This is a genomic window from Streptomyces sp. NPDC091287 (genome assembly GCF_044768525.1).
In the GTDB taxonomy this organism is placed as follows: Bacteria; Actinomycetota; Actinomycetes; order Streptomycetales; family Streptomycetaceae; genus Streptomyces.
The window spans coordinates 176,364-193,690 of the sequence record NZ_JBIVUV010000020.1 but is presented as its reverse complement, the minus strand read 5'-3'; the positions used below and the strand labels follow the sequence as shown (position 1 = coordinate 193,690).

Sequence of the window (17,327 nt, the reverse complement as noted above, 5' to 3'; positions counted from 1 at the left end):
GCCGCCACCCCTGTCATCGGGTGTCGAGCAGGGCCCGGGCGTGCTCGTCGGGGAAGAGCCCGTCCCGGGCGACGTGGTCGCGCAGCTCCTGCTCGGTGAGCGGGTGGACGTGCCAGTACCGGCCCCAGTTGTCCTGGTAGTCCAGTGCCGGGTCGTGACCGGGAATGCCGTCGAGCGCCAACTGGGCGCCGCGCATCACCTCGTGGAACGAGTGGTGGCCCGTCGACATCGAGGTGGCGAGCATGCCGGCCCGGATCAGGCCGAGGTCCAGGTCGATCCCCCACCGGTCCCGCATCCGGGCGGCGTGCACCAGGAAGCGGTAGGTCGAACCCGCGGTGCCGGTCGCGACGAGGCCGCCGGAGTCCTCGGACAGTCCCTGGAAGCCGGAGCTCATCGCGAGGTCGTACACCGACGTCGCCGGCATCCAGGTGAGCCCGTACGCGTTGACGGCGTACGGGCGCTCCGCCCGGCTCAACGGCGGGCGTACGTCGTCGGGGTGGGCCTGGACCGCCAGGGCCCTCGTGGCCCGGGCGAGCGCCGCCTGCTTCTCCTGCGGGGAGAGGCTGTCGTCCGGCCGGAGTTCCTCGGCCAGCCGCTCCAGTTCGGCGCGGCCCTCCGCCTGCCGGCGGCTGGGCCGCTCCGCCTCGATCTCCGGGTGCTGGTCCTCGCGGCCGCCGAGCATCTCCGGCACCAGGTCGCTGGAGATGCCCTGGAACAGGAAGGTCACGAGCTCGCGCAGATTCCCGCTCCGCAGCACCTGCTGGAGTGCCGGCCTGTCGGTGCCGACGGAGCCCGCCAGGCTCGGGTTCTCGCTGCCGAACGTGGCCAGGTGGCGCGGGAACTGCTGCCGCGCCCGCTCCCACGCGGCGCGGGCCATCTTCCGGAACTCCGCGGTCACCGCCTCGTTCTCGGCGAGGTGCTCGGCCAGGCGCCGTTCGAAGGCGACGGACTCCTCGGCGTAGCGGATGCGGGCCCGGACCCACGCGGGCACCTCGACACCGCGGTCGGGGCTCGTCGCCACGGACCGGCGGGGTGTGCGGGACCGGTCGCGGCCGGACGGCGACGCGGATCCGGCGCTCCCGGGCCGCTCGGCCGGGGGCCCGGAGGCGGGGCGGGGCAGCGCGGGTGTCCCGGGCCGGGGAGCCTCTCCGAGGGGTTCGGGGCGGTCCGGACGCGGTGCCGGGGTGTGGCGGCGGTCGTCGATGTCGACCGTCACCACCCGCCCCCGGTCCGGGTCGGTGGCGCCGCGGACCCGCTTCGCGTCCTGCGTGAGCCGGAAGTCGGAGAGCGTGACGTGCGGTCCGGGGGTGCCTTCCTGGAACGTCCTGAGCAGCCGGCCGAGCCGGTCGCCGAGCGCGTCGGTGACCGCCTCGGCCCGTTTACGGCCGCTGGCCCGCGAACGGTTGCCGTGCCCGGTGACGGTGACCGTCGGCAGAGGCAACCCGTTGGCCCTGTTCCACAGGCCCGCCCGGACCAGCGCCAGCGCCAGGGCGTTCAGGTTCTCGTCCGCGTCGGGCGCCGGGGTGTGCTGCTGCTCCGCGAACCGCAGGGTCCGCTGGTGCGGGCGGGGCGTGTGCCCGTGCAGGACCACCGTGGTCAGCGGGTTGGAGACGGCGGACGGTCCCTCCGACAGCAGCGCCGCGTTGACCGCGTGCGCCGACTCTCCCGGGCGCTTGCTGTACGCCCGGAAGAACCACAGATCCTTGACGTCCGTGACCGGCGCCGCGGCCCGGACCGCGTCCCGGGCGCGGGCGCGGGCCTGGTCCACCTCGCGCTGGGCCGGCGCGTGCTCGGGGCGGTCCTCGGCGAAGTACCAGCGGACCTGCTCCGCCTCGTGGACGCCGGCCAGTGCCCGGGCCGCGCGCGCGAAGCCCTCCAGCCGGGCGATGTCCGCCGCGTCGGCGCCGCCGCGCCGCGCCTCCTCGGCGCGCCGGTCGGTCTCCTGGGCCAGTCGGCCGAGTTCGTCCGCGTCGTAGCGGTCGAGGTTGTCGTCGACGATGTCGTCGAGCCGGTCCGCGGGGATGTCGGTACGGGAGTGGGTCTCGTTCTCCAGGGTGATCTGGTGGGTGCCGTCCTCACTGGCCAGCACCACCTGGGCGAAGTGGTACGGGGCGTGCGGACCGACCCGGTCGCCGGGCTTGGCGTGGTTGTGGGTGAACAGCTGGGCGCCGCCGTCGTTCGTGGTGCTGACCGACTGGATCAGATAGCCCTCGCCGACCTCCGCCCAGGCGAACTGGTTGACCCCGGTGCGGGCCGCGGCCGTGTTCAGCGGCCCGCGCAGCGTGTTGTCCGGCGTGTGGCTCAGGGCCCGGCCGTACGGCTCGCCCGGGGTGGGCGCGCCCACCACGCCGCCGGTGAAGCGCGGGTCCGAGCTCGCCCGGCGGGCCGCCCAGTCAGGGGTGACGCCGGTGGCCGGGCGGGCGCCGCGGGCGACCTCCGTCAGGGCCTGGGCGAGGTGGTGGGTGCCGGTGACCTCCCGGCCGTGCAGTCCGTTGACCGGGGCCGTGGCGACGGTGCCGTCCGGGCCGCGGAAGGCGATGTGGGAGAGCGGCGGGGCCTCGGCACCGGCGACCATCCGGGCGAAGTCCCGGGAGAAGGCGTGCTCCGAGGTGCCGGATGCGGTCAGGAACCGTGGCTCCACCCGGAACAGCGGCTCGCCCGTCGAGCCGTCCTCCCGGGGCAGCAGCACGCGCACCGAGGGGTCGGCCACCAGCCTCACCCCGGCACCGGTGGCGGCCAGTTGCGCGGAGGAACGCTCGATCGCCGCCCGGGTCGCGTACACCTGCCTGCTCCGGCCGGTGGTGTCGTCGCCGGCCGAGTGCAGGGCGAGCGTCCGGTCTTCGGAGATGTGCAGCGGCGGCCGGTCGGCGGCGTGGACCACGCCCTGGTCCTGGTGCGGCAGGACCAGGGCGGGCGCGTCGGACCCGTCCTCGGCCCGAACCTCGCCGACGGCCCGGGGCCGCGGCTCGGTGAACAGCACCCCGGTGCCGCTCTCGTCGACGACCCGGTAGTCGCGGGTGATCAGGGGCCGGGGGCGCAGGGCGGCGATCCGGCGTTCCCACTGGGCCCGGTCGGCGAGCCGGTCGAACTCCGCGTCCCCGTCGTCGGTGGAGCCGCTGTCACTCTCGGTGCCGGTGTCCTGGTCGCTGTCGCTGTCGCTGCTGAGATCGCGGGCGCCGGTCAGGCCGCGGTCCTGCGGCGGTGGCGGCGCGGCCCAGTCCGGCCCGGTCTCCCCCGGGCTCCGGTGCAGCACCAGGCGGCGGTCTCCGGTGGTGGGGTGGGTGGCCACCTCGGCCGGGCCCAGCGGGTACCGCACGGGGCGGGCCGTCGTGCCGGAGACCAGGTTGGCGACCTGCGCGGCGAACGCCGCGGGAAGCACCAGGACGATGTCCGCGCCGCGCGGTCGCCGGGAGTCGTAGGAGATGATCCGGGCCATCTCCACGGCGTCGCGGACCACGAAGGTCCGCCACGGCGTGACGATCTCGACGCCACCGCCGTCGGCCTCCTCGGCCACGATCACGTACGGGCTGCGCCACGGCGCGGGCTGCCGGGCGACGACGCCGGAGCGCTCGGCGAGGTAGGAGTCCAGCTCCGGAAGGCGTTGGCCCGTCCCGGTGAAGTCACGGCCGGCCGGGCTCCGGTCTCCGGTGCGCAGCAGGGTCTCCTCGGCCAGGGCGTCCCGCCGGGTCTCGATCTGACGGTCGATGAAGTACGCGGCGAGGTCCTCGGCACTCTCCAGGTCGTCCGATGACGCCTCCAGCGCCAGTGCTCCGAGATCCAGCACGTCCTGGGAGCTCACCCGGGCCCGCCGCAGCAGGTGCAGGACCTTGTGGGTGAGGTCGGCCAGCCCGGCCCGCGGCGGACGGCCGCCCGCCGCCTGCTCGACCAGCGCGTACAGCGCCTCGGAGGTCTCCTGGAGCCGGGGGCGCGGGGCCCTGCTCCACTGCGGGCCGAACACCGTGCTCAGCCACGCGGGTTCGGCCCAGGCCGCAGGGGTGACCTCGTCCTCGGAGTCCGTGCCCTCGTCCTCGGAGTCCGTGCCCCCGTTCTCGGAGTCCGTCCCGGTGTCCGGCCGGTTGCCCGCGCCGGAGAACGTGCTCAGTTCGTACGCCTCTTCATACGCCTCTTCGTACGCCTCGACGTCACCCGGCAGCCCGGGGTGGTCGCCGGCGGTGGGGGACGGCGGCAGCGGGAGGGCGAGCGGGTCGGGCCGCACCGGGTTCCCGGTCTTCGGCGCGGGAGCCGGGGTGCGCGGGAGCAGGGGGACGAAGTCGCCGCCACGCCGGCGGAGCCGGAGGGTGGGGGCGTCGGCGGACGGGCCGGCGTACGTGTGGGCGGTGCCGTTCTCCTCGATCAGCGTGACAGTGGCACCGGTCGCGGCGGCGGCCCACTCGGCCACCGCGCGGTCGGCGTCCGGGCCCCACGGGGCCTCGGCCAGGTGGCGGCGCAGGTGGCCGTCGCGGGCGTCCTGGCTCGGCGCGAGAGCGCCCGGGCGGGAGCGGAGGGGCGGAGGTATGAAGAGCGCGTCGCGCTCCGCCGGCTTGCCGGGCAGACCGTTGAGCCGCATCAGCTGGGCGGGCGACGCTCCGGCGCGGGTGCGCAGCCGCGAGGCCTCCTGGCGGTCCGGGCCGGGCTGCCCGGCGGCCTGGCGCAGGGCCGTGGAGAGCGCGCCGAAGAAGCCGTTGCCCCGCCCGGCAGGGGTGCCCTGGGTGTAGGTCGCGCCGTCGGGGGCGGTGAGTACGCCGTCCCGGTCCAGGCGGTAGCGCGGACCGGTGGCGTCGGCGGGCGGCAGCCAGGGGGCGGTGGCGTGGCTGCGGTGGGTGAGGGGCTTCGCGGGAGTCGTCGCCGTGGACGTGGTTGTCGTGCGGGTGGAGGTGGTCGTCTCCGTGGACGTGCCCGTGCCTGTGCCCGCGGTCGTCGTCGTGGGCGCCGGCAGCGGCGTCGCGACCGGGGGCGCGGTGCCGGCCGGGAGCGTGGCGTGGAAGAAGCCCTCCTCGGCGAGGAGCACCGGATCGGTGGCCGCGTCGACCGCCGCCGGGTCCGCGCCGTGCGGGAGGAAGAGCTGCTGCCGGCCCTCCCCCGTCACCACCGTCAGTGGGGTCCCCAGGACCCGGGCGGCGAGCGCGGGCAGCAGGTCGGCGCCGCCGTGGTCGCCCGCGCGGCGCTCGGGCGGGGCCGCTTCTCCGGCGTCCCGGTCCGTGGTGTCCGCTGCCGACGGCTCGGCAGCGAACGGTCGGAACAGGGCCACGACGGCCAGCGCGACCCGCTGTTCGGGCGTCGGCCAGAGCGTCTGCGGCAGACGGCCGAGCGCGTCGAACTCTGCCTGTTGAGCGGCGGTCAACTCCACGCCGGAGATGGCGAGTTCGTGCTGTGTGAAGGTGTCCGCGGCGTCCAGCGCCAGGGCGTCGAGCAGATCCTCGTTGCCGTGGTCGGCCAACGCCCAGGCCAGACGGTCGCGCGTGGCGGCGACGGCCTCGGCCGTGACCGCAGGATCCGCGGGGCCGGCCTCGAACCGGTCCGCGAGGTCGGTGCCGAGGAGGTAGGGAAGGCGTCCACCGTCCCGGGCCACGGCGAGCAGCGCGTGGAAGAACGAGGCACCGTCGTGCGGCACGGCGTGCACCTCGCGCACCGTGGTGCCGTCCGGCGAGGTGAGGGTGCGGGGAGCCGAGTCGGTGGCCTCCGTGATCGTGTACGGTTCCGGCGCCTCGGAGCGCCAGTCGGGGGCGGTGTACTCCTGCGGCGGGTCCTTCACCTCGGCCGAGAACGAACCCTGGTGGTGGGCGGTGAGGCGGGTCGCGGCGAGGTGCAGGCGGTGGTGGTCCGCGGCGGCGACGTCGGTGTGCCGCCCCCACCGGCGTACCTCTTCGCGGGCCGTGCGCCAGGCGGCGACGGCCGGGGACCGGTCCATGGACCGGGGCAGGACGGTCGCCCGGTCGGGATGGCCGTCGCCGAGCGCGGCCCGCTCGGCCGCGCCCAGGTCGAGCCAGGCCTCCCGGGCCTTCGCACGGGCGTCGTAGTAGTTCTTCTCGGCGGCGGCGAGGTCGGCCGCCGCCCTGGCCTGGTCGTCCCAGGCCGTGCGGGCCTCGTCGGGGAACGTGGTGTCGTCCAGGAGCCCGTGGTCGCGGGCGATGTCCTCGCGCAGCCAGACCAGGGCGGTGGTCTCGGCCTCGGCGGCGCGCGGGCCCCGCCGGGGCTTGCCCAGCGCTTGCACCGGGCGGCTGTCGGTGAACCGGTGGTCGACCTCGGCCACCGACAGCCAGCTCACCGTTATCGCGAAGAGCATGCTGCGGTCGGTGACGACCTTGACGTGGGTGCCCAGGGTGGTGTCCGTGGCGCCCTTGAGCGTGGTGCCGTCGTTCGCCCCGCCGATCGGGACCGTGGCGCCGGGGTTGGTCACCCCCGCGTTGCTGTTGCCCGCCATCGGCGACGAACTCACCGCGCCCTCGACGTTGTCGGCGATGCCCGTCTCCAGCGCGTCGGAGGTCTTGCGTCGCCGCATCGCCTCCATGCGCGGCTTGTTCTCCACGGCGAGCAGGCGGGCGCCCCGGCGGTGCATCCTCGCGTAGAGGCGGGAGTCGGCGGTGTGGGACTGGCCGACGAGGTGGGCGGAGGACTGGGTGGGCAGCGGCGAACCGTCCGCGCCGAGCGCCTCGCGGAATCCGGCGGTCAGACCGACCTGGGTGGTGGCCTCCTGCTGGGCCTGGGCGGGGGCGGTGCCGAGGCCGGTGAGCGGGGTGTGGCGGGCCATCCGCACGCGCTCGGCGAGCACCCCTCCCGTGTGCCGTCGGCCGAGGTCGCTGTCGCCGGGCGAGCCGCCGGCTCGCGCGGTGGCGAGGGTGAGGGCGTCCCGTACGTTGACCGCGCCGAGCATGTCCACGGCGAGGATGCCGGAGCCGAGCCGGTCATCGACGGCCAGGATGTCCGGGTCGGGGGCACCGGTGTCCCCGACGGTGGGGCGACGCCACTTCGCGATGGCGTCCGGCTGCGCCTGAGGGGCCGTCAACAGCCTGACCGCGCGCTCCGGTTCCGGGACGTCCTGTTCGGTGAGCGCGCCGTCGGCGCCGTCGCCGTCCGGGGTGAGCAGGCTCGTCGGGAGGATCTCGTTGAGGCTGCCGACCGGGGCGGTCGCGGTGGGGCCGAGCGGCTCGCCGGAGGCGTCCGTCATGGTGACGGTCAGGGTGTACGAGGTGACGATCTCGGCGTGCGTCTGGGTGGTGGCGATGTTCGGCATCGCGGTGCTGCCGGTGGTCTCGGTCCGGGTGCTCGACCGCTGCTTGGCCGCGGTGCCCTGGAGCGCCGGGTTGGCGACCAGCACGCCACTGCCCGCCGCGCGTTGGCTCGCGCTGAGCGTCACGTCGGCCCCGCGGTCCTGGGTTGTGCCCGTGGCGTCGTCCCGGGCCGTGGTGCGGTAGTCCTCCAGTTCGTAGCCGGTGCGGAGCCGTTCCACGGTGGTCGTGACCGGTGTCAGCGTGAACCGGAGCTGTCCGGGGCTGCCGCCGACCGGCAGGTGGTGCGGGCGGGACCAGGCGCGGTAGCGGACCGGCAGGGTCATCCCGTCGGTCGTCAGCTCGTGGAGGTGGGAGCGGAGGAAGTCCGGCGAGAGGCGCTGGAGTACCTGTTCGCGGTCGTGCGAGGGGACGCCGGCCTTCTCCAGCTGCCCCATCAGCCGCTGTGCCGCCCGGCTCGCGTCGAGCTGGCCGCTGGGGTGGGAGGGGAAGCGGCGACCGCGCAGGAAGGGGGGCAGCCGGTAGCCGCCGCCGAGGTTGCCCGGTGTGGTGGTGCCGAGGCCGTCCGGTGCGAGCCCGGCCTCGATGGCGTCCTGCAACGGCAGGTGGAACATCACCGCGTCGCGGATGCGCTGGAGCGCGGCGGCGGCCCGGCGCGGCGCGAGACCCCGCCCGAGTCGTTCGGAGATCCGCCCGGCGGCGGCGCTGATCCCGGCCCCGGCGCGGGTGCCGACCGTCCCCATCGCGGCCGTCCAGCGGTCGCGTACCGCGACGGTCTCGGCGGCGTCGGCGACCACCAGGTACATCCGCCCGGCGTAGGAGAGGGTGGTGTTGCGGCCCCGGGTGAGGGTCCCCGAGGCGCTGCGGCCCTTGCCCCAGGCGTACTGGAGGGCCGTCGCGTACGAGCCGACCACGGCCTGCTCCCCGGGAGCCTGCTGCAACGGCATGGTGGCGCCCTGGAGACCGAGGGTGGTGCGGGACACGGTGCTGGAGTTGCCGGCGACGCGGTGCTCGTTGCCGATCGTGGCTTCGAGGCTGCCGGGCTTCGGTTCGCTCGTGACCCGTACGTTGCTGAGTTCGCCGCGGACCGCGGCCTTCAGGTAGTGGGTGGAGAAGGGCCCCGCACCGTTGAGCCCGGTGATGCGGGAGCCGAACGGGCCGAGGTACTGGCCGAGTTGTCCGGCGATGCTGAGATCCACCATCGCCCGGCGCAGGGCGGTGCGTATCGGGGCGCCGGGGGCGCTCACGTGCCAGGAGGCGCCGGAGGCGCGGTCGGCGGTGTCCTGGACGAGCCGCTGACGCTGCTGACCTCCCTCGGTGCTGAGGACCACGTGCGGGGAGCTCAGGAGCCTGCGGACGAGCTGCCGGTCGGACGACTCACCGTGAGGCAACGGGCGTGTTCCGTCGAGGAGTTGGTCCGCCTCGGTGGAGGAGAGGGGGCGCGGTGCGGTGGTGGGCGCGGGCGTCGTCGACGTCGCCGCTCCGTTCGCGGGACCTGCGGCCGGGGGGTCGGTGGGGGCGTAGCGGTCGGAGCCGTGCGCCGCGGGCACGGCCAGCTCCACCCGGCCCACGGTCTCCGTCCCCCGGCTGAACAGCGGACGCTCCTCGACCTTGCTGACGAAGACGCCCGCGCCCAGCAGACCGACCGAGGCGAGCCGGGCCCAGCCGCGCGGGCGTCGGTGGCCCTCGAAGGTGGCGCCCAGCTCCACCCGGTAGCTGTAGAGGTCGGCTCCGTTCTGGAACGTCAGCTGGTCGTGGGTGACCGCGACGGTGTTCCGGGTGGCCTTCGTGTCGGTCTTCGCGTAACGGGCTCCGAGGGAGACGTTGCCCGTCTGACGCGGCAGCCCGGCCTCGGGCGCCTTGTCGTGGTCGCGCGGCGAGATGCCCAGTTCGACACCGGCGGAGAGCGTGGTGGAGGCCTGCTGCCCCTGGCCGGAGACCTCGGTTCCGATCACCGCGTTGCGCAGCGAGCGTTCGCTCATGGTGGTCTCGAACCGCCGGTCGGTGAGGCGCGCCCGCAGGATCAGGGTGTGGTGGCCGCGCCGCACCTTGCCGTCCTCGGTGAGGGTGACCGGCACCCCGGTGGTCGTCAGGTCGTCCAGACTCTGCGCCAGGCTGGGCCGGTTGAGCGCTTCGCGCACCTGGCGGTCGTTGTGCAGCGCGGTCCGGACGCGCCCGTCGCCGTACCAGAGCTTGGCCAGTCGAGGGTGTCGCAGCATCAACGGCGGGACGAAGAGGGACGGGTAGGAGTGGTGGAGCGTGTCCAGCACCGTGTCGGCGAAGGCCCGCAGGGGGTCCTGAGGAGCGGGGGAAGACGCGGGAGCCGGAAGCGGTGGCCCGTTCCGGTTCTGCCTGCCCGGCTGGTCCTGCCGGCCCGGCTGCCCGTCCTGGCCGGGCTGGGCGGTAGGCCGCTGGTCCGGCCGGAACCCCTCGGCGCGGACCTGGCCGCCCAGGTGCACCGGGTCCTCGCGGGTCAGGTACCACGGCACCGGCGGCTCGGCGTCCGGGTTGGGGCCCGTCGCACCGGGCGTACGGCTGTCCCAGCCCGCGAGGCGGCGCGCGTCCTGGGTGGAGATCCAGTCCAGGCTGACCACCCGGACCGGGCGGGCGGCGGAGGCCGGTTCACCGGCCCTCCGCACCATCAGGGTGCGCTCCACCCGGTAGAGCGCGAGCGGGTGGTTGCGGACGCGGCCGGTGACCTTGCGGGCCGCGTCGTTGCCGAGGTAGTGGCCCCGGCCGGTGCTGAGGTCCGCGCGGACCAGCGGGCCGCCCTGGAGGCGTACGTCGGTCTCCGGGCCGATGAGGGTGTGGTTGGGGCCTGCGGTGACCTGGACACCGAAACGGGTGTCACGGACGTGGGCGCGCTGGTTCTGGTACGTGGTCTGGGCGAGGTCGCGCACCTCCGCCTTGACCGACTCCGTGACCAGGGTGGCCCGGTGTGGGATGGACCGCTCGACGACGAGGTGCCCGAGCGGGTGCCGGCCGCTGCCACGGGTCAGCTCGGGCCCGCTGACCGGTCCGGAGAACCGCCCGAACAGACCGTGCAGCCGACCCGGCCGGACGTAGGAGACCAGGGTGCGGTGCGCGGAACTTCCGGGACGCGCACCGGAGATGGCGAGCGCCACATCCTCCGGCGGGTCCGTCAGATGCAGTGCGGTGGTGTCGCTGACCCGTGGCTCGACGCCGTCCGGGAAGGTGAGCGTCTCCGGGGCCCGCTTCGGCCCGGTGAACGGCACGGTGAGATCGTCCGGCAACCGCCAGCTCAGCCCGTCCCGCACGGCGAACGTCGCGGTGTGCACGGGGGTGCGCCGCCAACGGGGGGCGGTCGCGGGCGAGGTGGCGTCCGGCCCGGTGGTCTTCGGCGCCTCGGTGACGCGTTCCACCCGCACCCGGTAGTGGACATCGTCCAGATGCAGATGCGAGCCGTCCACCGCCCGGTACTCGGACTGGAGGTACGCCTGTGTGCCCAGGGTGTAGTCGGTCCGGCGGCTCCAGCCCAGCGAGACGCCGATCTTCAGCATCCAGTTGAGCGGCGGCCCCATGCCCACCGCGGCGGCCACCCGACGCCCGACGCCGACGCTGCGCCCGCCGCCCGTTCCGGCCTGGCCGCGCCGCATGGTGTCCACCCGGACCGTGGAGCCGTCGACGTCGGAGAAGCGTTGCCAGCGGTGGTACGGGATGGCCTCGACGGTCATCTCGTGGCCGACGCCGGACTTCTCCCGGCCCACGAAACGGGCGCCGCGCGGGGCGGTGAAGGCGCCGGGCTGATCGGTGAGCAGGCGCAGCAGTTCCGCCTCGTCGAACTGGGCGCGCAGCTTCTCGGGCAGCTTGGCGAGGATCTCCCGCGCCACCTGATCGGGTGAGCGGAGCGTGAGGACGCCGACGCCGTTCAGGAGCCCCGCGCGGGGGGCGGCGGCCGTGGTGGAGCCCGGCCCTCCGTCGCCCGGATCGGCGTCCGGGCTGATCAGGACAGTGGGCAGCCGACCGCCGTCCTCGAAGGTGACGGTACGCGGGGCCGGACCCGGCGGCCGGGCGTTCTCCCCCGTCAACAGCCGTGCGGGACGGTGCCGTTCGAGCTGGGTCTCCAGCGGCACGGGATCGCCGCGGTCCGGGGTCGGGGCACCGGGGGCGCCCAAGTCGGTGATCCCGCCCATGCTCCGCAGCCACTCCCCGAAGACGTCGGAGCCGACCGGGTCCTGGGTGGCCGGCGCGGGGGCGAGGACGGGTGCCGGGGTGGGGGTGAAGGGAGCCGATGCGGGGACCAGGGCGTCGAAGTGGTCGGTGCCGTTGTAGGACAGGTGCAGGGCCTCGCCCCGGCCGCCCGGGTTGAGGGGCGTGACGAAGGTGCTCCCCGGCGCCCGCGGGTCCGGCTGGACGAGGCGCAGGTCGAGGCCGAGGGTGTGCGCCAGCGCCTGCGGGAGTACGTCGGCGAAGGGGGACGCCCACAGCGCGGGGCGCTCCGCCGCCGCGAGGATCAGCCCGTCGGTGCCGAGCCGCCGCGCGTCGGCGGGGGTCGGCGCCACCTCGGCGAGGTGCGGGTAGCCACTGTCCCGGAGCAGCCGACGCCACCGCCGGCCGTCTCCGTCGGTGACGACCGCCTGCGCGATCCGGTCCCAGCGCTGCGTGATCCGGCTCTGCGCGCCCGGGTCCCGTACCCCGGCGAGGGCGGTCATCCGCAGGTCGTCGACGACGGCGAGCACCGGATCGGGGTTCGCCTCGGCCGCCGTGGCGAGCAGTTCGGAACCGGTGAGCCGGTCGCGCAGCAGCTCGCGGAGCCGGGTGACGTCCCGCGCGGCCCACGCCGGGGGCACGGGCCGGCTGCGCGCGCTGTCGAGCAGCGCCCGGAAGAGGCAGTCGCCGCCGCCCGGCGTGTGCAGCCGGCGGAAGGCCGGCCCGTCCGCGCGCACGGCGTCCGCGGGGCCGGGTGTCACCGGGTCCTTGCTGAGCAGGGTCAGACCTTCGGCGAGGCTCTCCGGTCGGCTCTGTGCGGGTGCCAGATCGGGTCGTCGGCGGGCCAGTTCGGCGGTGTCCTCGGGGCTGAGCGCCAGGTCGGAGAGGGGCAGCGGCGCGGTGGAGAGCGACCAGGTGATCCGCGCGGCGGGCGCGTAGGTGAGGCCTGCCACGTCTTCCGGCGAGACCAGGGCTGTCGGCGGGAGTTCGGGGGGCGGCGGGGGCAGCAGGGCGTCGAGCGTGGTGTCGGGGCCGGCGGTGGCCCGCAACTCGGCCGCGGCGCGCAGGAATTGCCGGTACTCCTCGGGGGTGGGGTCGGCCGAGGGGTTCCCGGTGGTGGTGGCGGTGCCTGCCGGGGCTGTCTCCCTGCCGACGGTCGTCGCGCCCATCGCGCCGCGCCGGTCGACGACCATCCGGCGCAGGAGGTCCGGGGTCATGCGACCGTCGCCGTAGCGGGCCGCCGTGTCCTGATCGAGCCAGCGCAGGCCGTCCACGTACGCGAGACCGGCGAGCAGCTCACGGCTGCCGGGACGCTGTTCGACGTCGGTGCCGAGCACATCGCGCAGCGTCCGGATCTGCTGGAGGGTACGGGCCCGGGCGAAGGCGTCGGCCGGGTCCGGGCCCGCGTGCAGCCCGGCGTCGCGTGCCAGCGCGTCCAGTTCGGCGCCACCGGGCTCCGGCGTGAAGAGCCGCCACCGACCCGGCCCGTCCGGGCCGTCGGTGAGCACCGCGCGGACGTTGCCGTCCCGGTCCTTGGCCGTGCCCGCCTCGGTGGTCGGCGCGTACACCGGGCGCCCGGTCCGGTTCGCCACGTGCTGGGCCACCGGCAGACCCGCGATCCGCGGCTGTCGCCCGGTCTCGCACGAGAACAGCACCAGCGGCCGGTCCTGATCTCCTTCCTCTGCCCAGGACTTGAGCACCTCGCCGAGCTGTACCCCGCTGACCTTCACGCTGGGGTGTGCGGGGTCGTCGGTGCCGAGCGTGACGGTGCGGGAGGTGCCGTGGCCCGCGAAGTAGTCGGCGCCCCGCCCGGTTCCGGAGCCGGGAAGCGCGGTCGGTGGTCCGGTGAACACCGTACGAGGGGCGGGCGGGGCCTCGGAGGGGGTGGCCCCCGGGGCCGGGGCCCCGGAGGAGGTGGTGCGCACGCCGCGGAAGGTGTCCTGGCCGAGCAGCGCACGGCGCCCCGCGCTCTGTCCCGTACCGTCCTCGGCGGGGCTCTGCGAGATGGTCAACGTCCGCACCGCACGGCCCGGTCGGGGCTGGTGTGCTCCGTCCGGCACCCAGCGCCGCAGCTGCGCGAAGGGCACCGCGTGGCCGCTCAGGGTGGTGACGACCGGCTGCCCCTCGGGGGGCGTGGGGCTGTCTCCCCCGGTGGTGTCGATGGTGCCGCCGCCCGACTCCAGGTGCGGGTCCATGGCGGCCTGCTCGGGGACCGGGCGGGGCCTGACGGTGTCCAGGGCCCCGTTGCGAACCAGGGAATCGACCATCTGCGGTACCGAATGGCCGCCCTGGAACAGGCTGTACATGGTGTCGGGCACGACGGGCCGGAAGCCCTGTTCCAGAAGGAGTTTGGGCAGCAGGACCTGGACGTTGGACCGCAGGTTCCCGTCCTGGAAGGGGTGGACCACGTGCAGCGCCCGGACGGTGCGGGCGATGGAGGCGAGCTTGGCTCCGTCGTCGGCGTCGGGTCGGCCGACCCGCGCGTAGTGCTGTTGGAACAGCGTGTCGACGAGGTCGGCGGCGGCGCCCTTCTTGTAGTTGGTCGCCAGCGAGGGGTTGCTGTGCATGAAGCGGGTGAGGATGGTGACCGGCCGGGGTGAGGGCAGGGGGTTGGCCCAGTTGTGCGTGGTCATGTCGTAGACCAGGGCCTGGCCCCCGATGCGCTCGTCGAAGATGTCGGGAGCGAGCGCGTCACCGCGCAGCGGGAACTGGGTGGCCCCACCGCCGGACCAGCCGATCGTACGGCCGAGATGGCCGGTCGCCAGACCGTGCATGGCCCGGTACGCGGACGAGTCCATGGGGGCCGCGACGGTGTCGGGGTCGCCCAGGAACTGGGTGTACGCCGCGACCATGCCCGCCTGGAAACCGGGGGACCGGTCGTGGTCGTAGTACGAGCCGGGGTCGTGAGGGAAGGCGGCCAGCGCGGCGTCGTGGTTCTTGGGGTCGATGTAGTACCGCCACCACTCGTTCTCCGGCAGGAAGTCCCGCAGCGTCTCGGGCTGCCCCGGCCGCACCTGGTCCGTGGGGGGCTCGCCGCCCCCCGTTCCGGTGCCGGTAGCGGGGGTGGTCGTGTCACCGCGCCCCGATTCCAGAAGCAGATCGGTGGCCGTCTCGGTCCAGGGGCTGGACAGGGTGGCCGGCTTGAACGCGACGGGGACGTCGGTCGCGGTGCGGGGGTTGTCGGTCGCCGTGGACAGCGTCTGCTTGGTGTCCGGGGCGGGCGCGGTGTCGCTCGTGGTGACGATCGGCGGTTTGACGTCCGCGCCGCCTTCGGTGCCGGTCACGGGGGTCGGCTCGCTCGAAACCACCTTCACGGGCAGCGGGTCCGGGTCGCCCGGTGCGAACGCGCCGCCGACCGGCTTGCCGGTGGGCTTCTCCCCGGGCGGCGGAGCGGCCGACGCGGCCGGCGCAGGGGTCGCCGGCGTCACGGGCGCGGACGTGGGCGCGGACGTGGGCGCGGGCGATATGACTGGCGTGGCAGGCGTCGGCCCGGCGGGCGTGACAGGGGCCGGGACCGGGACCGGGGACGCCGGGACGACCGGCGGCGGAGAGGCCGACGCGATGGGCGGCGGGCCGAGAGCGGCCGCGAGCGGCAGCAACACGTCGGCGCCGGGGAACGCGGTCCCCGCCGTGCCGTCCGGCATCACCGTGCCTTCCGGACCGGTGAGCGGACGGACCTGGACCGGATCGCCGGGACCGTGGCGGGTCAGCTCCACGGCGCCGCGTACCGGCTCTCCTGCCTCCCCCGTCATGTCCGACGGGAGCGGCGCGACCGGCGGACCGAGCACCACGGCCCGATCGACCCCGGCGCCGTCCAGCAACTCGGCGGCCTCCGGGGACCCCTCGGCCGGTGGCGGCACCTCCGAGACGACGATCGTCATCGGAGGCGCCCCGGTGCCGGCCGCGGGGTCCGCGACGACGGGCGGGGCCCCTCCCCGCACCTCGCGCGCGTCCGGACCGCCGCTGCCCTGACCCCGATCACTCACATCCGGACCGCCGCTGCCCTGACCTCGATCACTCACATCCGCAGCGCCGCCGACCTGACCCGGATCACGCGCATCCGAACCACCGCCGATCGGCGGGTCCACCGTCACCGGCGTACCGAAGCCCCCGAGGGCCCTGCGGATCTCCTCGGCGTCCACCTGGGCCGAGGGGCTGTGCCCTGTGGGCACCACCCGGACCTCGGGCAGTTGCGACAGGTGGGTGTTCAGGCTGTCGCGCACCCCGGTCTCGGTGCTGCTGGGCGGCAGGCCGCCCCGTACGGCGGCAAGGTCGCGCAGCGCCTGCTCGCGCATCTCGGCGGGGCCCTGGTGGATCTGTTGCCACAGCCCGTTCTCGGCGGCGGTCACGGGCATCGGACCCGGGGAGTACGGAGGCGGGTCCACCGGGACGTACGGCGGCGGGTCCTGCGCGACGTAGGGCGGCGGCGACTGGCTGCCGGGGAGAGCGCCCTGGCCGGTGGTCTGCTGGACGACCGGCGGCGGCCCGCCGAGTGCGGGTGGCTCACCGCCCGTGGTGTCCGACCGCGAGGGGCCGTCGGTACGGTCAGGACCGTCAGCGGTACGGGAGGAGTCCCCGGAGCCGCGCGTACCGGAGTCACTGCCGCCGGAGACGGTGGGCGGCGGCTGGTCGCGCAACTTGTCGATGGCGTGGCGTAGTTCGGCACCGCTGTTCAGGGCGGTGCTGGTGAGCGAGGACTCGACCTGGCTGCTGATGCCCGCGCCGACGAAGGTGGACCAGCTGGTGGACCAGTCGCCGTCGAAGGCGCCCTTGATCAGGATCTCCGCGAGCGCCTCGCCGGACCCGGCGGCGAGGAAGTCGGCCGTTCCCTTGAGCCCGTAGTGCCCGGCCAGCGCACCCGGCCGGTCCGCGTTGTAGCGCAGGATCTGGTTGTTCCGCCACAGATCGGGGTTGTTCCGGAAGGCGAGCGGGCCGTCCCGGAAGGTGACCGGTGGCCTCGGCGGGGGTACGGGGCCGTTCCCGGACGGGCCGGGGTCGGGGCGGTCGTCCGGCAGGTTGTCGCGGTCGGGGTTCGGCCGGGGGTCGGGGTTGGGGTCGGGGTTGGGGGTCGGACCGTTGTTCTTCAGGTCGGGGTTCGGGGTGTCCCGCGGGTTGGGGTTGTTCTTGAAGTCCGGGCCGTTCTTCAGGAAGTTGCCGTCGAAGCTCCTGACGATGTCCTTCGCGAACTTGTCGAAGACGCTCGTGAAGAAGCCCGCCGCCGCGCCGAACGCCGCGGCCTTGCCGATGTCGCTCCAGTCGATGCCGTCGGGGCGGCGGCCGTCCGGGGCGAAGTTCATCATCGCCAGCCGCACGGCGAAGGTGGTGAACGCCTCGGCGAACGCCTCGGTCAGGGAGGGCGTCAGGTGCAGCCGCTGGAGCAGGTGGCTGAGCGTGGTGAGGATGAAGAAGCGGCTGCGGAGCTTGGCCATCATGATCTGGCTGGCCGAGGCGCCGCCGGTGAAGAAGGACATCGCCAGGTAGATGGCGATCTCGATGAGCAGCCGGATGATCTCGGCGATGACCTGCCATTTGGACTCCATGATGTCCATGGAGGTCTTGCGCCGGCCTTCGGCGATCTTGTCGAGCTGTTCGGCGAAGTCGCGCAGGTAGTTCTTGCCGCCGTCGTCGACGAGCATGCCCATCGCCCGGCCGTACGACGTGGCGAGATCGTCCGGCATGGACTCACCGATGTCGTGGATCGACTTGTCGATCAGCGAGGACAGCCGCTCCAGTTTGCGCCCGAGGCCGGAGTAGGGCCGACGGCTCTCGAAGGCGAGATCCTCGTCGGCATCCATGAGCTTCTCCCCGGTGAGGATGAAGATCATGGCGTTGACCTCGGGCGAGACCTGAATGCTCACCGACGGCTCCCTCGTGGGGCGCCCGGGCAGGACGAAGCGGCCGCTCCCGATCGCGTACGGGAGCGGCCCGCGC

The 17,327-nt window shown here is 74.7% G+C and carries 1 protein-coding gene; it reads right to left on the bottom strand.

Translation table 11 applies throughout. From position 1 onward, the window contains the following. Positions 1 to 13: 13 nt before the first annotated feature. The gene (locus tag ACIQRW_RS30560; protein WP_403766325.1) at positions 14 to 17,221 is read right to left on the bottom strand and encodes a hypothetical protein; all 17,208 of its coding nucleotides are present in this window, start codon (positions 17,219 to 17,221) and stop codon (positions 14 to 16) included. Positions 17,222 to 17,327: the final 106 nt, after the last annotated feature.

What these genes read in the sequence shown, in the direction of transcription:
- ACIQRW_RS30560 (WP_403766325.1), bottom strand. Translation starts at nt 17,221, where the DNA reads ATGATCTTCATCCTCACCGGGGAGAAGCTCATGGATGCCGACGAGGAT.